Annotated in this window: 16 protein-coding genes; 9 read left to right on the top strand and 7 right to left on the bottom strand. The window is 73.0% G+C overall.

The genetic code is table 11. The features are described from left to right. Window positions 1–111: 111 nt before the first annotated feature. The 3 genes from ACIPK4_RS22670 to ACIPK4_RS22660 all read left to right on the top strand — a co-directional run bounded on the left by ACIPK4_RS22670 (window position 112) and on the right by ACIPK4_RS22660 (window position 1,980). Entirely contained in the window at window positions 112–543 is a 432-nt protein-coding gene (locus ACIPK4_RS22670; protein ID WP_402315316.1) for a VOC family protein, read from the top strand. Window positions 544–819: 276 nt separating this feature from the next. Continuing rightward, on the top strand, window positions 820–1,647 hold the full coding sequence (locus ACIPK4_RS22665) for an MIP/aquaporin family protein (RefSeq protein WP_402315314.1): 828 nt from the start codon (window positions 820–822) through the stop codon (window positions 1,645–1,647). Window positions 1,648–1,758: 111 nt separating this feature from the next. Then, window positions 1,759–1,980, top strand: coding sequence for a hypothetical protein (locus ACIPK4_RS22660; RefSeq protein WP_402315312.1), 222 nt, complete (start codon window positions 1,759–1,761; stop codon window positions 1,978–1,980). A 60-nt stretch (window positions 1,981–2,040) separates the two neighbouring features. Here the strand turns inward: ACIPK4_RS22660 and ACIPK4_RS22655 are convergent, their stop codons facing one another. The 3 genes from ACIPK4_RS22655 to ACIPK4_RS22645 form a co-directional block, all read right to left on the bottom strand. Further along, window positions 2,041–2,442: a hypothetical protein gene (locus ACIPK4_RS22655; protein WP_402315311.1), complete on the bottom strand. Its 402-nt coding sequence runs from the start codon at window positions 2,440–2,442 to the stop codon at window positions 2,041–2,043. A 72-nt stretch (window positions 2,443–2,514) separates the two neighbouring features. Then, the gene (locus ACIPK4_RS22650; RefSeq protein WP_402315309.1) at window positions 2,515–3,120 is read right to left on the bottom strand and encodes a hypothetical protein; all 606 of its coding nucleotides are present in this window, start codon (window positions 3,118–3,120) and stop codon (window positions 2,515–2,517) included. 246 nt (window positions 3,121–3,366) lie between these two features. Continuing rightward, window positions 3,367–4,641 (bottom strand): PucR family transcriptional regulator, encoded by a 1,275-nt coding sequence (locus ACIPK4_RS22645; RefSeq protein ID WP_402315307.1) that lies wholly within the window; start codon window positions 4,639–4,641, stop codon window positions 3,367–3,369. Between the two features lie 243 nt (window positions 4,642–4,884). Between ACIPK4_RS22645 and ACIPK4_RS22640 the strand changes: the two genes are divergently transcribed. Beyond that, on the top strand, window positions 4,885–6,237 hold the full coding sequence (locus ACIPK4_RS22640; RefSeq protein ID WP_402315305.1) for a lipase family protein: 1,353 nt from the start codon (window positions 4,885–4,887) through the stop codon (window positions 6,235–6,237). 174 nt (window positions 6,238–6,411) lie between these two features. Next, window positions 6,412–6,966: a GNAT family N-acetyltransferase gene (locus ACIPK4_RS22635; RefSeq protein WP_402315303.1), complete on the top strand. Its 555-nt coding sequence runs from the start codon at window positions 6,412–6,414 to the stop codon at window positions 6,964–6,966. Window positions 6,967–7,093: 127 nt separating this feature from the next. Here ACIPK4_RS22635 and ACIPK4_RS22630 read toward each other — a convergent pair whose 3' ends face one another. The 3 genes from ACIPK4_RS22630 to ACIPK4_RS22620 form a co-directional block, all read right to left on the bottom strand. Further along, window positions 7,094–8,185: a PP2C family protein-serine/threonine phosphatase gene (locus ACIPK4_RS22630; protein ID WP_402315301.1), complete on the bottom strand. Its 1,092-nt coding sequence runs from the start codon at window positions 8,183–8,185 to the stop codon at window positions 7,094–7,096. Window positions 8,186–8,281: 96 nt separating this feature from the next. Next, the gene (locus tag ACIPK4_RS22625; protein ID WP_402315300.1) at window positions 8,282–8,503 is read right to left on the bottom strand and encodes a hypothetical protein; all 222 of its coding nucleotides are present in this window, start codon (window positions 8,501–8,503) and stop codon (window positions 8,282–8,284) included. Window positions 8,504–8,678: 175 nt separating this feature from the next. Next, a complete protein-coding gene (locus tag ACIPK4_RS22620; protein WP_402315299.1) occupies window positions 8,679–9,350 on the bottom strand; it encodes a MerR family transcriptional regulator in 672 nt (223 codons plus the stop codon). Window positions 9,351–9,486: 136 nt separating this feature from the next. On the opposite strand from ACIPK4_RS22620, the gene ACIPK4_RS22615 reads away from it, so the two are divergent. Together ACIPK4_RS22615 and puuE are read left to right on the top strand one after the other, a co-directional pair. Beyond that, entirely contained in the window at window positions 9,487–10,851 is a 1,365-nt protein-coding gene (locus ACIPK4_RS22615) for a YhgE/Pip domain-containing protein (RefSeq protein ID WP_402315297.1), read from the top strand. A 138-nt stretch (window positions 10,852–10,989) separates the two neighbouring features. Further along, a complete protein-coding gene (puuE, locus tag ACIPK4_RS22610) occupies window positions 10,990–11,898 on the top strand; it encodes an allantoinase PuuE (RefSeq protein ID WP_402315295.1) in 909 nt (302 codons plus the stop codon). A 25-nt stretch (window positions 11,899–11,923) separates the two neighbouring features. On the opposite strand, the gene ACIPK4_RS22605 is transcribed toward puuE, so the two are convergent. Further along, complete coding sequence (locus ACIPK4_RS22605) at window positions 11,924–13,150, bottom strand: PP2C family protein-serine/threonine phosphatase (RefSeq protein WP_402315293.1); 1,227 nt, start codon at window positions 13,148–13,150, stop codon at window positions 11,924–11,926. A 389-nt stretch (window positions 13,151–13,539) separates the two neighbouring features. Between ACIPK4_RS22605 and ACIPK4_RS22600 the strand changes: the two genes are divergently transcribed. Both ACIPK4_RS22600 and ACIPK4_RS22595 read left to right on the top strand, forming a co-directional pair. Next, on the top strand, window positions 13,540–15,012 hold the full coding sequence (locus ACIPK4_RS22600; RefSeq protein ID WP_402315291.1) for a sialidase family protein: 1,473 nt from the start codon (window positions 13,540–13,542) through the stop codon (window positions 15,010–15,012). 256 nt (window positions 15,013–15,268) lie between these two features. Beyond that, a complete protein-coding gene (locus ACIPK4_RS22595; protein ID WP_402315289.1) occupies window positions 15,269–16,621 on the top strand; it encodes a discoidin domain-containing protein in 1,353 nt (450 codons plus the stop codon). Window positions 16,622–16,784 lie beyond the last annotated feature (163 nt).

Genomic DNA, 16,784 nt, shown 5'->3' with positions numbered 1-16,784 from the left:
CCGCCTGACCCCGCGGTCCGCCTGACCCCGCGGTCCGCCTGACCCCGCGGTCCGCCTGACCCCGCGGTCCGCCTGCCGGATGGCGCCGCCCGGGCCCGCTACGGTGACGGCATGGAACAGCGGATCAGCATGGTCACCCTGGGGGTCGCGGACCTGGCCCGCGCCCAGCGGTTCTACGCGGCGCTGGGATGGCGCGGGACCGAGGTGCAGGAGACGGTCTTCCACCAGGCGGCCGGTCTGGCCCTCGTGCTGTGGGACCGCCGCAAGCTCGCCGCGGACTGCGGCCTGCCCGACACGCCGCCCACCGCGTTCGGCGGTATCGCCCTGGCCCACAACGTCCGCACGGACGCCGAGGTGGACGCAGTCCTCGGCGCCGCCGTCGGCGCAGGCGGCACCATCACCCGCCCTGCCGCGGTCAACGCGATCGGCTTCTACTCGGGCGTCTTCACCGACCCCGACGGGCATCCCTGGGAGGTGGCCCACAACCCCGGCTTCACGCTGGCCGAGGACGGCGCCCTGATCCTGCCCGACTTCGGCGGATAGCGGCCCCGCACGCGCCGCACGGGGCTTCCGGGTCCACTGGGCGTGGTGCCCTTGCCCGGGCCGTCGTGTAGCGCCGATACGCCGGATTCCCACGATCCGGTGTTCTCCGCCCGGGCGTCACCGGCCGCCGCCCTCGTCGGGCGTGCCTGCCCGCTGCCGGGCCCGAAGCCGGTCCCCGGCGTGTACCCGCGCATCCCGGCCCGCGCGTGCAGCACGCTTCGTCGACGTGCTCGTACACGACCGGGCGCCGAAGTCGCCCGAACGGAAGGAGACCCCATGAGCGGAGGCGAGATCTCCAGGCCCGCGGCGCCGGCCGGTGAACCCGGACGGGACGCGGACGCCGGCCCCGCGCCCCTGCCGACCGGGCCCGGACCCCGCGGCCACCCCCTGTACGAGTTCGCCCTGACCACGTTGCTGATGTTCGCGGTGGTCACGGTCATCCGCTGGGTGCTCGATCCGGCTTCGCCGCTCGCACTCGCGAACCTCCGCCTGGCCCTGCTCGTCGTGGGAGCGCTGGTGGGAGCACTCCTCTTCGCGCTGATCCGCTCGCCGTGGGGGCGGCGTTCGGGTGCGCACGTGAACCCCGCGGTGACGCTCGCGCTCTGGCGGCTGCGGGCCTTCCCCGGGCGTGGCGTGGCGGCGTACGTCGTCGCCCAGCTCGGCGGATCGATCGCCGGGACCGTGCTGGGCCGCCTGGCCTGGGGGCCGGCGGTCGCGCGGGTCGGCTACGGCGCAGCCGCCGCGGCGCCCTCGTGGAACGGCTGGGCCGTCTTCGGGGCCGAAGCGGGCTGCCTGGTCGTGGTGACGCTGGTCATCGGCTTCTTCCTCGCGCACCCGGCCCACGAACGGTGGTTCCCCCCGGCACTGGCGGTTCTCGTCGGCGCGATCGTGGCCGTGCTGGGCCCCCTCAGCGGCGGCTCCGCCAACCCCGCCCGCCAGTTCGGGCCCGTGCTGCTGTCCGGAAGCACCGCGGGATTGTGGATCTACCTCGTCGCCCCCGCCCTGGGGGCCGTTCTGGGCGCTGCGGCCCACCACTTCATCCAGCGGGGCGCTGCCCCGCCCCGCGACTCCTGTCGTGGGCCCGATGCCTCGCCCCCGCCCTGAGGCGCATCGTCCTTCCCGGGTCCTCCCGCGTTCACGAGTGACAAATGTACGCACGGGGACGGGATTCACGGACCTGGTGGCGTGGCCGGAGCCCTTCGTAGGCTCCGTACCATGTCGAAATCACACGAAGCCGGACGCGGCGACTCCTGGGAAGGCGTCGTCGTCCGTCTCTCCCGGGGCATGCTCGACGGCGCGAACATGTACCACTTCGCCGAGGTCCGCCGTGCCGACGGCGAATCCGTGAAGGTGCGGATCAGCCGCCGGCTCTGGAAGTCCCTCGCCGTCGGCGACCGGATCCACAAACGGCCCGGCGCCGACCCGGCCAAGGGATAGCCTGGGCCCCCGCGCGGGCCGGCCTCCGCAGGCCCGGCCCCACGCGCCCGGTCCCCCCGGTCAGGCCGTGCCGCCGCCCAGCAGGCGGCGCCGGCGGGCCCGTTCCGTCCACAGGCAGGTGGCGGCCAGTACGGTCACCGCGACGGCCGCCCACACGGGCCAGGCCACCCAGGCCGCGGCCACGGCGGCGGCCAGCTGGAGCAGCACGAGACCCACGGTGACCGCTCCCGGGACGGGGACGATGACCTGGTTCTTGTCCCCGGGAGTGGCGAACACCGTCGGCAACCCGATCAGCAGCACCACGGCGGCGACCGCCGCCACGACCGACCAGGGCGCCAGCGCCCACGGTGTGGCCACCCACGCGCACAGCTCGGTCGCGAACCGCAGCGCCGACGCCACGTCCGCGCCTCCCGCACCCGGGCCGCGCGCTTGCGTCCCCGCCCCGTACGCCATGTCGGACATCCCCTCCCGTCGTGCGGCGTGCCGCGCACACTGTACGGGGCGACGGCAGTGCCGGGGCCCGGTCCGGCGGTGTCAGATGCTCAGGCCGGCCCGCCTGAGCGTGACCCGGGACAGGTCACCGATGGCCTGCTCGTCCCCGCGCCGCCATGCGTCGGCGAGACCTCCCGGCGGCACCGGCACCGTGGCCAGGTCCTTCACCGGCCCGGTCAGGGCCCGCAGGGCCAGGAGGTCGGCGCCGCCGGGAGAGTCGAGCAGTCCGCGGATCCGGGCACTGCGCCGGATCCAGCGCACGCGCGGCGGGAGCCAGACCACCAGCACCAGACCCACGGAGAACACGATCAGGGCGAACGCCGTCAGGTCGGCCATCCGGCCCACCGCGTCCTGCATGGACTGCCCGGCATCCGAAAGCCCGCGCCCGGCCTCGGCGGCGGACTGCAGCGGCTTCTTCAGGACGCCCCCGATCAGCGGTACGTCCGACGCCGCGTCCCCCGCATCGGCGAGGCCGGACGCGAGGCCGCCGCTCGCGTCCTCCAACTCCCGTCCCGGCGCGGCCAGTAGCATGATCCCGTCGTGGACGGCCAGCGCGAACCTCACCGCGACGGCCACCAGCAGTACGGCGATCAGATCGGCCAGCACCTGCCGGGTACGACGTGCGCGGGTCTGGGCGTAAAGGCGCATCGGGTGCTCCTGTTCCGGCGGCATCGACGACGACGGGACCGGTCGGTCCGTGACCGGGTGGGGCACGACGGCCCGGACGGCGTGCCACGGCCCCCTCGACCGACCGTACGCCGCCCCCGGCCCCGTTGGGGGCCTCCATGCCGAAGGCCGCCTTGATCGCACCACCGAGCGCCGTGCCGGGGCCCGTCCGTAGCCGCCCGTGACCGGTCACGGTCACAGCTGGAACCCCGCGGCAGCCGGTCCGGGTCAGCCGCCGTCGGTCCTGCCCTGCCGTTCGGCGTCGTGCGCGGCCAGTGCGGCGCGCAGCGTCAGGGCATCGGCGCCGCGGGCGGCGTCCAGCCCGGTGAACTCGGTCGCCTTCCGCAGGCGGTAGTCCACCGTGTTCGGGTGGACCTGGAGCCGCGCGGCGGTCCGGCGCCGGTCCAGGCTGCACGCGAGGAACGCGCGCACCGTGACGAGCAGCTCGGGACGCGCATCGAGCGGGTCGAGAAGTGCGGCGAGTGCTTCCCGGGCCGGGCCGGGGCGGCTCAACTGGTATTCGAGCAGCACGTCGTCGAGCAGGTGCAGTCCGGGCCCGCGGCCGGAGGCCTGCGCCACCGCACGCACCTCGCCGGCCAGCCGGGCGGCCTCCGCGACGCCCTCCGGTGGCGCCGCCGCTGCCGCGGCCACCAGCTCGGCACCGCACATCAGGCCGAGCTGTTCGACCAGCCGGGAGAGCCGGTCCCGGTCCGCACGGCCGAAATCGGCGGCCGGCGTCTCGTCCGGGATGAGTATGAGCCCGCCGTCACCGGACAGTACGGACAGCGGGACCCCCGTCGTCCGGCGCTGCAGTTCGTTGCGCAGCCGCCGGAGTTTGCGGCGCGCCGCCACCGAGTGGTTCACCCCGGGCTCCAGCTCGTCCGGGTGCGGTCCCACCGAGACGCTCAGCACCAGGTAACTGGGGGGAAGGCGGATGCCGGCGCGATCGGCGGCGGCCTGCGGGCTGCCGCCCTCCAGCAGCCGCGACAGCAGCGACTGTAAAGCGACCTGCTCGTCACTGAGCGCCGTCTGCCGCTCCTGTACGTACCCGGCCGCGACCTCGCAGCTCACCAGGCGCAGGTACGCGAGCATCTGACGCTGGACCAGCAGCACATCGCCCAGGTCGCCCGGTTCGGCCGCGGAGAAGACCTGGGCGGCGCACTCCTCCGCACCCAGGTGGTAGGCGCCGACCACGGCCTCCAGCGGCACACCCTCGTCGGCGCGCCGGGCCGAGGACTCGCGGATGGCCGCCGCTTCGGCCTGCCCCGGCAGTTCGCCGGTGGACAGCACCGCCGCGAAGCTCCGGATGCCGCGGGTCACCTGCTTGGCGATGTCGCCGCCCAGGTGTTCCGCCGGCAGCGTTCCGTAGACGGGAAGTCGCTCGACGAGCCGGACCATCACCGCGCGCTCCAACGCCGCGGCGGCGTCCTGGAGTCGCTTGTGGACCGGCACGCCGCCGAACTGCGGCACCGGGTCCCGTCCCACGGCGTTGGATCCGGTCACAATCCACCTCGCACATCTCTGTTCCCCGCCCCGGAGACGTGGCCGCATACCGGCCCCATGATGTTTCCGGGACATCACCTACTGGTTGGTAACACTACTGGCTGGTGAATGGCCGGATGTGGCGGACCGCGGCCGCATCGCTCCGCAATCCCCTGCCGGGGGCCGCCCGCCCCGGCCTGACGCGCCGACGTACGCGACCTCGTGTCGGAGTGTCAGCCCCCCACCCAGGAATCGAGGAAGCGCATGAGCAAGGCAACCGTCCGCCTGATCTCCGTCGCCGTCGCCACCGCGGCGGTCATGGCCGCCGCGCCGGTGGCCACCGCCGCCGAGTCCACGGCGGCACCGGCGACGGCAACGGCGTCGGCGTCGGCGAGCGATCCGTTCTACGCCTACGGCGGCGGCGAGCCGCTGTCCGCGCTCGCGCCGGGCACCGTACTGAAGACACGGACCCTGCAGTACCACCTCGTCGGCATCCCCACGCCCCTGAAGGCGGTCCAGCTGCTCTACCGCACCACCGACGCCCAGGGCCGTCCCGCCGCGAACGTGACCACCGTGGTGCGCAGCCCCACGGGTGACCGCAGCAAGGCGGTGTCCTACCAATCGTTCTACGATTCGCTGAACCCGGAGGACGGGCCGTCCCGGGCGATCGCCGGCGACGTCACCCTCGGCGGCCTCATCCCGAACGTCGAGGCCCTCTTCCTGGCGCCGCTGCTGACGCAGGGATACGACGTCGTCATCCCGGACACCGAGGGCCAGCGGGCGAACTTCGCCGCGGGGCCGGAGTACGGGACGAACACCCTGGACTCGATCCGCGCGGCCACCAGGTCGGAGCAGACCGGCCTCGGTTCCTCCACCGCCTTCGCCCTCATGGGCTACTCCGGCGGCGCCATCGCCACCAACTGGGCGGCCGCGCTCGCGCCAAGCTACGCGCCGGACGTCAACCGCAAGCTGGTCGGGTACGCCGAGGGCGGCCTGCTCGTGGACCCGGCGCACAACCTGAGGTACGTGGACGGCTCACTGGCGTGGTCGGGTGTCATCCCCATGTCGGTCATCGGCGTCTCCCGGTCCTACGGCATCGACCTCAAGTCCTATCTCAACGGCTACGGCCTCAAGGTGTACGGCGAGCTGGAACGCGGCTCCATCATCGACGCCATCGGCCGCTACCCCGGGCTGACGTGGAAGAAGATGGCGAAGCCGCAATACGCCGATCCCAACTCCGTCCCGGCCTTCCTGGAGGCGGTCAACAAGCTCAACCTCGGCTCCGCCGCCTCCCCGACCGTCCCCGGGTTCATCGCGCAGGGCAACGCGGGAGTCCTGGAGGGGACCTTCGGCAACCACCCGGGGGTCGGCACGGGCGACGGGGTCATGGTCACCGGGGACGTGCGGGCGCTCGCCCGCCAGTACTGCGCCTCCGGCGCTGCCGTCAAGTACAGCCAGTACGAGGTGCTCAGCCACATCGGCGCGCCCGTCGTCTGGGCGCCCGTCGCGCTGGGCTGGCTGGGCGACCGCTTCGACGGCCGGACGGCGCCGTCCGACTGCGGCCGCATCCCCGCGGGCAACTCGCTGGCGCCGGAGGCGCCGGCACCGCTGTCCTGACCCGCTGTCCTGACCCGCGTACGGGGTCCCGCCGTGCCAGGTCGGCGCGGCGGGACCCGGCGCCACCGGGCGGCGGGAGGTCACGCACGAAGTTCCTCGCGGACCGTAAGGGCGGAGCCGGTGACTCCGTGGATATCCTGCCTAGCCGTTCACACAGCAGGAGGTCCGGCCGCCATGAGCAGCACCACGTCGCCCTTTCCCGACCGCATCGAGCTCACCGGGGAGGGCCTCGTCCTGCGCGACTGGACGGAAGCGGACCTCGCCCTGATGCCGGCGCTGTTCGACGACCCCGACGTCGCGTACTGGACGCCCATGGTCTCGCCCTTCGACGAGGCGGCCGCCCGCGCACGGCTGGAACGGGACCGGCAGATGCGGGCCGAGGGCACGGTCATCCTGCTCGCCATCACCGAAGACGGCCACGAACCGCTCGGCGAGGTGATGCTGCGGCGCGCCCCCGAGGGCACGGAGCTCGGCTACGCGGTCGGCCCCGCCCACCGCGGCCGCGGGCTGGCCGTACGGGCGGTGCGGGTGATGGCTGCGTACGCCTTCGAGCAGCTCGGCGTGGAGCGGGTGATCCTCGAGCTGGAGGCCGAGAACGCCGCCAGCGTCGCGGTCGCGACCAAGGCGGGCTTCAGCCTGCTCGACGTCCCGCTGATCGAGGGCGAGGAGAAGGGGCGCCCCTACACCCTCCAGACGTGGGGCCTGGACCGAGCCCCCGTCGCCGGTTGATGCGGGCCCTTCCCCGGCATCGACCGGCCGGCATGCCCAGCACGGACCCGTAAGGCGACGTCCGCAACCGGGCCGACGCCGTGCGCCTGGCGATCGCAGCCGGCCCGGCCTGACCCGTCGGGGGCCGTCACAGTTCGCGCAGGCGTACGGCGAGGGCGGCGACGTCGTCGTCGAGGTTGCCCCTGCTGTAGTGGATGAGGTCGCGGTGAAGAGCCGTGAGGAGCTCGCGGGGCGGTGTCGGGGGCTGTCGTCCCATCCAGGCCGACAGCGGGAAGAACTCGCCGTCCCGGGCACGGGCCTCGGCGATCCCGTCGGTGTACAGGAGCAGCACGTCGCCGGGGGCGAAGTCGAACGAGTCGACGCTGTAGTGGTCACCGAGGAACTCCGCGAGGCTGAGGAGCGGCGAGGGGGTGGCCGCATCCAGGACGCGGACCCTCTTGCGGTTCAGCAGCAGGGGCGGGGGGTGTCCGCAGTTGAGGATGTGGATCTGTTTGCCCGCGTGCGGGATCTCGGCGACGAGGGCGGTGGCGAACCGCTCCATCGTCCCCTCGGGGGGATAGGCGGCGTTGTACCGGGTGCTGCTGGCGTCCAGCCTGCGCGCGACGTCGACCAGCGCGGGCTCGTCGTAGGCCGCCTCCCGGAAGGCGTTGACGATCGCGGCGGCCGCCCCCACGGCCGGCAGGCCCTTGCCCCGCACGTCACCGATGAGCAGCCTGACCCCGTACGGCGTGTCGACCACCTCGTAGAAGTCCCCGCCGATCCGGGCCTCCGCGGCGGCCGCGAGGTACAGGGACCCGATCTCGATGTTCCCGATGAGGCGCGGCATGGGGCTGAGCACCACCTGCTGCGCCGCGTCGGCCACGAGACGCACCTGGAAGAGCGTGCGTTCCCGCTGGAGCCGGACGTGGCTTCCGTACGCGGCGGCCACGGTGACCGCGATGATCCCCGCGCACGTCCACCACGTCCCCAGGTCGGGGAAGATCAGGCTGAGGCCGATCATCAGGATGAGGCAGACCGTCCCGAGCAGGATGGTGGGGAGGACCGGCCACATGGCGGCGGCCAGGGCCGGCGCCGCCGGCAGCAGACGGCTGAAGGCCATTTCCGGCGGAGTGGCGTAGGCCAGGGCGGCGATCACGATGGTCAGGAAGACCGGCGACAGCCGCACGAGCCTCCACCGGCCGTAGCGCCGAGGTAGCCGCGGCTGTCCAGACTCGATCACATTTCACAGAATATCGGCGCAAACAGGGCGCAGCGCTCTGGCGAGCGGAACCGACCGCCGGGCATCGTGCCCACAATCGAACGTGTGAGTGGGAAATCAGCCGCCGCCTCGGTGGAGGAAGAGGAGGAGGCTGCTCGCCTGGGCGGGGGTCAGATCGACCGGTACGTCCTGGGGGGCCGGCCTTCCGTCGGCGAGGGCGGCGAGGCAGGCCTCCGCCTGTTCGGGTGGGACGCTGTCGAGGATGTCGTTGATCATTTTCATCATCTCCTCGTCGGAGAGTGACTCCGGGTCGTGGAGGTTCTTCGACTTCTCGTTCATTTCCGGCCTCACTGTCGAGTCGGAGCAGGTGGCATCAGGCGTACGCGTACGAGCTCGACGAGTAGCCGGGGCCTCGCGGGGCCGCCTGTCTGCCACGTTCGCACCGGCGGTCCGCCCCCACCACTCGGTTGCCCCGCCCGGCATCGGCCGAACGGCTCACGTGCGGCCGGTCCGGCTACCGGGGCGCCGGGGAGTCGGCGGCGCCGTCCGTGAGACGGCGGCGCACCTGATTCTCCTGGGCCAGCCGGCGCAGCAGTTCGAACACCGGCGCGCAGATCGCGAACACGATGACCGCCCGCTCGGCCAGGGCCACCGGATCGTCGACGCCCGCCGCCCGCTCCAGGTCCAGCCGGGCCACCGACTCGGCCAGCCGCGCGTAGGCGGCCAGCTCTCCCGGGGCGTAGCCGGCTTCCAGCCGCCGCAGCTCCTTCAGCGCCGACGTCAGCCCCTGCACGTGCGGTGACGTGCCCGGTGCCTGCCAGTCCAGGGCCGCGAGCAGCTGTGCCACCTCGTCCCCGGCGGCCGCTTCGGCCTCGGCCTCCTCTTCGGAGCCCGTCGCGCCCTGGGCCGCCACCGGTACCGGAAGGGCGTAGCTGATCGCCCCGAGGGCGCCCTCCGAGGTGTCGGCCTGGTCGACGGCGCCGAGCACCTCGCGGGTGGCGGCGATCGACAGTCCGCCGAGGGTGGTCAGCGCTTTGATCAGCCGCAGCCGCTGCGCGTGCTCCTCCCCGTACTCGGCCAGCGTCGCGGCGGTCGCCCGCCCTGCGGGCAGCAGGCCCTGGCGCCGGAAGTACTTGATGCTGGCGACCGGCACGCCGGTCCGCCGGCTGAGCTCCGAGATCTTCATATGCGGCTTCCCTGGTGGTCACGGGGTCCGGTTCGCATCATCGACGATTGGACACCACAACAAGATACTGCCACTATCCAGTAGCTGGATACCTTGAGTATCCAGCTACTGGAAATGTCGCCGCACCGGAGAATCGATGCCCCAGTCCACACACCCGTCCGTGCTCCTCCGACCCCGGCTGTGGATCGGCACGGGGCTCATCGCCGCCGTCGTCGCGATGCTGTTCGCCCTGCTCTACGTCGGCGGCAACGTCAACCCCAAGGGCAATCTGCGCGACCTGCCCGTGGCCCTGGTCAACACCGACGCAGGCGCCGACGCGGGCGGCCGCCACGTCAACATGGGTGAGCAGATCGTCGCGGGCATCCAGAAGGCCGCCAAGGGCGACAAGAGCATCGACTGGCAGGTCCTCAGCCGCGAGGAGGCCGACAAGCGGCTCGGCCGGGGCAAGCTCTTCGGCGCCCTCGTCATACCCCAGGACTTCAGCGCCACGGTGACCGCCCTGGGCGCCCCGCAGCCGGCGGCGCAGCCCGCGGCGCAGCCCGCCCCGCAGGGCAAGGCCGCCACCCCGCCGACCCTGACCGTGCTGACCAACCAGTCCGCCGGCAGCATCGGCTCCTCCATGGCTTCGCAGGCCGCCCAGAAGGCCGCCCACGCCGCCTCCGCCCAGCTCGGCCAGGAACTCCTCAAGCAGGCCGCGGCCCAGAAGGCCCCGCTGCCGACGGCCGCTCAGCTCAAGTTCGCTGACCCCGTGACCGTCACCGTCGCCGACGGCCACCCCGTCGGTTCCCGCAGCGCCATGGGCCTGAGCGCCTTCTACTACGCGCTGGTCCTCGTCGTCTGCGGCATGCTCGGCGCCAACCTGGTCAACTCCCAGGTCGACACGGCACTCGGCTACCTGCACACCGACTACGGCCCGGTCCGCAAGCGCGAGCCCGTCCAGCACACCAGCCGCGTCCGCACGCTGGCCATCGGCATGGCGCTCATGCTCGGCACGGCACTCGTGATGGGCACGCTGGTCGAGGTCGCCACCGTCAAGATCCTCGACATGGACGCCTCCCACCTCGGCCTGCTGTGGCTCTACTCCGTCGCCACCATCGCCGTCGTCGGCATCGGCAGCCTGGCCCTGTTCGCCGCGTTCGGCACCCCCGGCATGCTGCTGGCCACCATCGTCTTCGTCGCGATGGCCGTCCCCTCCTCCGGCGCGACCGTGCCGCTCCAGGCGCTGCCCGGGTTCTTCCGGGCCCTGTCCGAGTTCGAGCCGCTGCGTCAGATCACCGAGGGCATGCGCGCCATCCTCTACTACGGCGCCCAGGCCGACGCGGGCCTGAGCCGGGCGTGGGCCTCGATGGGCGTCGCCCTCGTCGCCGCGCTGGTCTTCGGCTTCGCCGTCACCCGCCTCTACGACCGTCGAGGACTGCACCGCGTCCCGCGGCCCACCGAGGCCGGGGCCCCGGCCGAAACCCCCGAGCCCCCCGCGGCCGAGGCCGGCGCCACGGCCTGAGCGGCCGGCTCCCCCTCCCCACGGCCCCGGGCCGCAGCACGAAGCTGCGGCCCGGGGCCGCCTGCGTACAGCCCGGCAACGGGACGCGCGGGCGTGGCCTGCGGCGGTCGCCGTCGGGCCGCCGGTAGAGTCCGGGCCGTGTCCGGGTATCAGCGTGATCTCGTCGGATACGGTGCCGAGCCACCGCATGCCGCCTGGCCCGGCGGTGCCCGGGTCGCCGTGAGCCTCGTCCTCAACTACGAAGAGGGCGGCGAGCGCAACGTACTGGAGGGCGACCCGGCGTCGGAGGACTACCTCCACGAGATCGTGGGCGCCCCGCCCGTGGTGGGCGGGCGCGATCTGAACGCCGAGTCGCTGTACGCCTACGGGTCGCGCGCCGGGTTCTGGCGCATCCACCGCACGCTCGCCGCGCACGGGGCGCCCCTGACGGTGTACGCCGTGGCGCAGGCGCTGGAGCGCAACCCCGACGCGGCACGGGCGATGGGCGCCGCCGGGTGGGAGGTCGCCGGCCACGGCCGGCGGTGGATCGACTACCGGCACGTGCCCGAGGACGTCGAGCGCGCCGACATCGCGTACGCGACCGCGACGATCGAGCGGCTCGTCGGGCGCCGGCCGGTCGGCTGGTACACCGGCCGCACGAGTCCCCACACGCGGCGCCTGGTGGCCGAGGAGGGCGGTTTCCTCTACGACTCCGACGACTACTCGGACGATCTGCCGTTCTACGTGGAGGCGGCCGGGCGCCCGCACCTCGTACTCCCGTACAGCCTCGACGCGAACGACTTCAAGTTCCTCATCGTGCACGGGTTCACGACGGCCGACGACATGCTCAGCTACCTCGTGGACACCTTCGACACCCTGCACGCCGAGGGCGCCGACCGCCCCCGCATGATGAGCGTCGGCCTGCACTGCCGGATCACCGGCCGGCCCGGCCGGATCCGCGCGCTCGACGGCTTCCTGCGGCACGTCGCACAGCTCGGCGGCGCGTGGGTCACCACCCGCGAACGCATCGCGCACCACTGGCTCGCCACGCACCCGCCCCGGCCCTGACCGTGGCTGGTTCCCGGACGGCCCGTCAGAGCCGGACGATGACGAGTGCGGCGTCGTCGGTCGCGCCCGCGGGCGGGAGGAGCTCCAGCAGGACGGCGTCGGCGAGGTGTTCGGGAGCGGCCGTACGGTGCCGGACGAGGGAGTCGGCGAGGCGGGCGAGGCCGACGTCGATGTCCTCGCGGCGGCGCTCGATCAGCCCGTCGGTGTAGAGGACGAGGGTGTCGCCCTCGGTGAAAGCGACGGTGGCCTGGGGGCGGGGGACGTGGTCGGGGCGGGCGCCGAGCGGGGGGTCGGTGGCCTGGTCGAGGAATTCGACGGTGCCTTCGGTACGCAGGAGGGCGGGCGGGGGATGGCCCGCGCTGCTGTACGTGATGGTGTGGGCGTCCCAGTCGACGTACGTCTCGACCGCGGTGGCGCTCTCGGCTCCCTCGACGGAGCGGGCGTACAGACCGAGCACCTCCAGGGCCCGGGCGGGGCCCTCGGCCACACGGGAGGCGGCGCTGAGGGCACTGCGGAGCAGCCCCATGACGCCGGCGGCCTGCAGGCCGTGGCCGACGACGTCGCCGACGGCCAGGCCGATGCGGTCACCGGGCAGGTCGACGAGGTCGTACCAGTCGCCGCAGACGTTGAGGGAGCCGACGGCCGGGCGGTATCGCACGGCGGCGCGGTGATGTCCCACTCCTTCGGACGCCGGGAGCATCACTTCCTGGAGGGCGAGGGCGACCTCGCGCTCGCGGGCGTGGGCCTCGCGCAGGCGCTCGTTGAGTTCCTGCAGTTCCCGCGCGCGGGTGTAGAGCTCGGCCTCCAGGACGCGGGTCTGGCCGCCTCCGGCTCCCCGGCGGGCCTTGATCAGCGCGGTGACCTCCTCGACGCGATGGACCAGCAGCACCACCCGGCCGTCCGCGTCGACGACGGGGGCATTGACGGGGCTCCAGTACCGCTCCTCCCACTGGCCGGGCCGCTCCGCGGACTCCACGTCGTAGCGCTGCAGCGCCATGGTGTCCCGTTCGCCGGTGGTGAGCACCCGTTCGAGCGACGCCTTCAGGTTCCGGACGCCGGTCGCCGAGGCGTCGTTCGGGTTGTCGGGGAACACGTCGAACAGGTAGCGGCCCACCAGCTGCTCGCGGGTACGTCCCGTCAGGCGGGTGAAGTCGTCGTTCACGTCCGCGTACTTCAGATCGGGAGTCAGGAGCGCGACCATGCCGGGCAGCGCCCCGAACACCGCTGCGTAGTTGATTCCCGCCTCCGCCATGCCGCCGCCCAGAGCTCGGTGCCGTCCGTGGTGTCCACGACAGGAGCATCGGCACTGGTGCGGGCGGCCGTGGTGAGGCGCACGGGCGGCGGCGTCGGCTTCGCCGAAAAGCACCCCGTTCGGCGCGCGGCCGGGGCCGCTCGCCGAAAGGGGCGGGACGGCGACCGCCGCCCCGGCAACGTGGCCGCATCCTGACGCACGTTCGGCCCATCAAGGGCACCGGCCCCGGCGCCGAAAAGGATCAAGCGGAGTCGTCCCACCCGGTGTCCCGGTCATCCTCCGCGAGCCACGCCGGCCACACCTAGCCACACCAGTCACAGTTACGCCAACCCCCACACCGCCCCGGCGGCGGTCCGCAGCCCGCCCGCCGAGGCCGGAGGAGATCCCGCATGCGCGCCTTCCTGCCCGTGTCCGCCGCCGCCGCGGCCGCGCTCCTGCTCACCACGGTCACCGGCGCGACTGCGGCCGCAGCGGACGGGGGCCACGACGGCGCACCGCTGACCAGGGTGTCCCACGGCGACCCGTACGCCGACTGCACCATCGGCGTGAGGGGCCCCGACAGCATCGTCTACCCGGGCACCGAGGTCGAGCCGTACCTGTCCGTCGACCCACGCGACCCCCGGCGCGTGGTCACCGTTTTCCAGCAGGACCGCTGGAACGACGGCGCCGCCCGTGGCCTGGTCGCCGGCTGGACCACCGACGGCCGCACCTTCCACCGGAGCACGCTGCCGTTCAGCCTCTGCGCGCCGGGCGGCGCGGACTTCGAACGCGCCACCGACCCCTGGGTCAGCACCGGACCGGACGGTACCGTCTACGCCGGAGGGGAGGGCGTCGACTTCACCCGGAGCACGCGCAGCGCCCTCCTGACTGCCACGTCCCGCGACGGCGGCCGCACCTGGCATCAGCTCACCACCACGCACGTCGACGAAGAGCCGTTCTTCAACGACAAGCCCTCCCTCACCGCCGACCCGATCCGCAAGGGCACCGCCTACCAGGTCTGGGACCGCCTCGACAACGACCCGCCCGGTCCCGGTTCCCTCGACGGACCGGGTTACATCTCGATCACCCGCGACGGCGGCCGCACCTGGAGCCGAGCCCGGTCGTTCGTCGACACCAGCGCCGTGCCCAACACGCAGACCATCGGCCACCAGATCGTCGTCGACCGGCGCACCGGCACCCTGTACGACTTCTTCGACCAGATCACCCACACCGAGGACCTGAGCGCGGTCGCCGAAGCGCACTACGCGATGGTCACCTCGACCGACGCCGGAGCGACCTGGAGCGCCCCGGTCACCGTGGCCCGGGACACCTCCGTACCGGAAGTCGACCCGAACGACCCGACGAAGCTGCTGCGCGCCGCGTCCACCCTGCCCAGCCCGGCCATCGACCCGAAGACGGGCACGCTGTACATGGCCTACGAGGGCGCGGACTTCTCCGGCGGCAGGTTCGACTCGATCCAGCTGGTGCGCTCCACCGACGGGGGTCGCACCTGGGGGAGCCCGGAGCTGATCAGCCCGAAGAGCGTGCCGGCCTTCTCCCCGTCCATCGCGGTCGACGAGCGGGGCACGGTGGCGCTCACCTACTACGACCTGCGCTTCCTCGAGCCGGGCGACACCACCACCCTGCCCACCGCCTACCAGCTGGCCACGTTGCCGCACGGAGACCTGGAGCGCCGGACCGAACGACGGATCTCGCGCGTCTTCGACTGGCTGCAGGCGCCGTTCTCCGGGGGCTACTTCCTCGGCGACTACCAGGGCCTGGTGGCGGACGGCAAGGGGGTGCGGGCGGTGCTGACCGAAACCCACTCCGGCGCGCCCGGCAACCGCACGGACGTGTACAGCGGCACCTTCTCCACCCGGTGACCGGTCCGAGCCGCAGTCCGTCGCCCTGACCGCCCGTCACGTCCCGCGTGCAGGACCACTGGTAGGAAACTTTCCTATCCGCTACGCTCCCCGACGGCGGCTTGGCGCGGTGCCTAGTGTCATGGGCATGACGTGCTCAGCGAGAGCTCTGACCCGGCCGCCGTGACGCCGGCCCCTGCTCGCCCCGATGGTCCGGGGGCGGCGTCTTCCGCACCGGTGTCCAGCTCTCGCCGTCCCCAGGCCAAGGAGTCCAGGCATGCACCTGTACGCCTCCACCCCGCCAACCCCCACCAACAGTCGGCTTCGACCCGTCCTCCTCGTCGTGACCGCGGTTCTCGCACTGGTCGCCGGGCTCCTCCTCGCCTGGCCCGGCCGGGCAGGGGCCGCGCAGGACCCGCTCATCTCGCGCGGCAAGCCCGCCACCGCCTCCTCCACGGAGAACTCCTCGCTCGGCGCCGCCAACGCCTTCGACGGCTCCGCCTCCACCCGCTGGGCCAGCGCCGAGGGCAGGGACCCGCAGTGGATCCGCGTCGACCTCGGGGCCGCCGCCACCGTCTCCAGGGTCAAGCTGACCTGGGAGTCCGCCTACGCCAAGGCCTACCGCATAGAGGTCTCCACCGACGGCGCCACCTGGAACAGGATCGCCGAGGAGAAGGCCGGCAACGGCGGCACCGACGACCTCACCGGCCTCTTTGGCAAGGGCAGGTACCTGCGCGTGTACGGCACCGCGCGCGGGACGGCCTACGGCTACTCCCTCTTCGAGGCCGAGGTGTACGGCACCGTGGACGGCGGTCCGCCCCCCGGCGGCGGCGCCTTCACCGTCGTCGCGGCCGGTGACATCGCCGCGCAGTGCACGGCCTCCGACAGCGGCTGTGCACACCCGAAGACCGCCGACCTGGCCCGCCGGATCGACCCCAGGTTCTACCTCACGATGGGCGACAACCAGTACGACGACGCCCGGATAGCCGACTTCCGCGCCTACTACGACAAGAGCTGGGGCGCCTTCAAGGCCAAGACCCACCCCGTGCCCGGCAACCACGAGACGTACGACCCTGCCGGCTCCCTGGCCGGATACAAGGCGTACTTCGGGAGCGTCGCCTACCCGCAGGGCAAGAGCTACTACAGCTTCGACGAGGGCAACTGGCACTTCATCGCCCTCGACTCCAACGCCTTCGACCAGGCCGCCCAGATCGACTGGCTCAAGGCCGACCTCGCCGCCAACGGCAAGCAGTGCATCGCCGCCTACTGGCACCACCCGCTGTACTCCTCGGGCGGACACGGCAACGACCCCGTCTCCAAACCCGTCTGGAAGATCCTCTACGCAGCCAAGGCCGACCTGGTCCTGAACGGACACGACCACCACTACGAGCGGTTCGCCCCGCAGAACCCCGACGGCAAGGCGGCCGCCGACGGGATCGTGGAGATCGTCGGCGGCATGGGCGGCGCGGAGCCCTATCCCATCGAGCAGGTGCAGCCCAACAGCCAGAAGCGCATCAGCGGCCAGTACGGGGTCCTGAAGCTCGACTTCACGGACGCGGGGTACAGCTGGACCTACGTCGCCGCCGACGGGTCGGTCAAGGACACCAGCCCGAAATACAGCTGCCACTGATGTACCTGGCCAACACCGGCCGCCCGGACGCGGCGCCGCGCCCCCCCCGGGGCCCGCGGCGGGGCCCCCCCCCCCCCCGCCCCGGGGGGGGGGGGGGGCGGGGCCCCCCCCCCGCCCCCCCGCCGGGGGGCCCCCCCCCGGCCCGCAAACACGGTAGGGGGGT

It is taken from the genome of Streptomyces sp. NPDC086989 (assembly GCF_044745505.1).
Classification (GTDB): domain Bacteria; phylum Actinomycetota; class Actinomycetes; order Streptomycetales; family Streptomycetaceae; genus Streptomyces.
The sequence above is the reverse complement of the archived record's forward strand: the minus strand, read 5'-3'. Positions and strand labels throughout refer to the sequence as shown.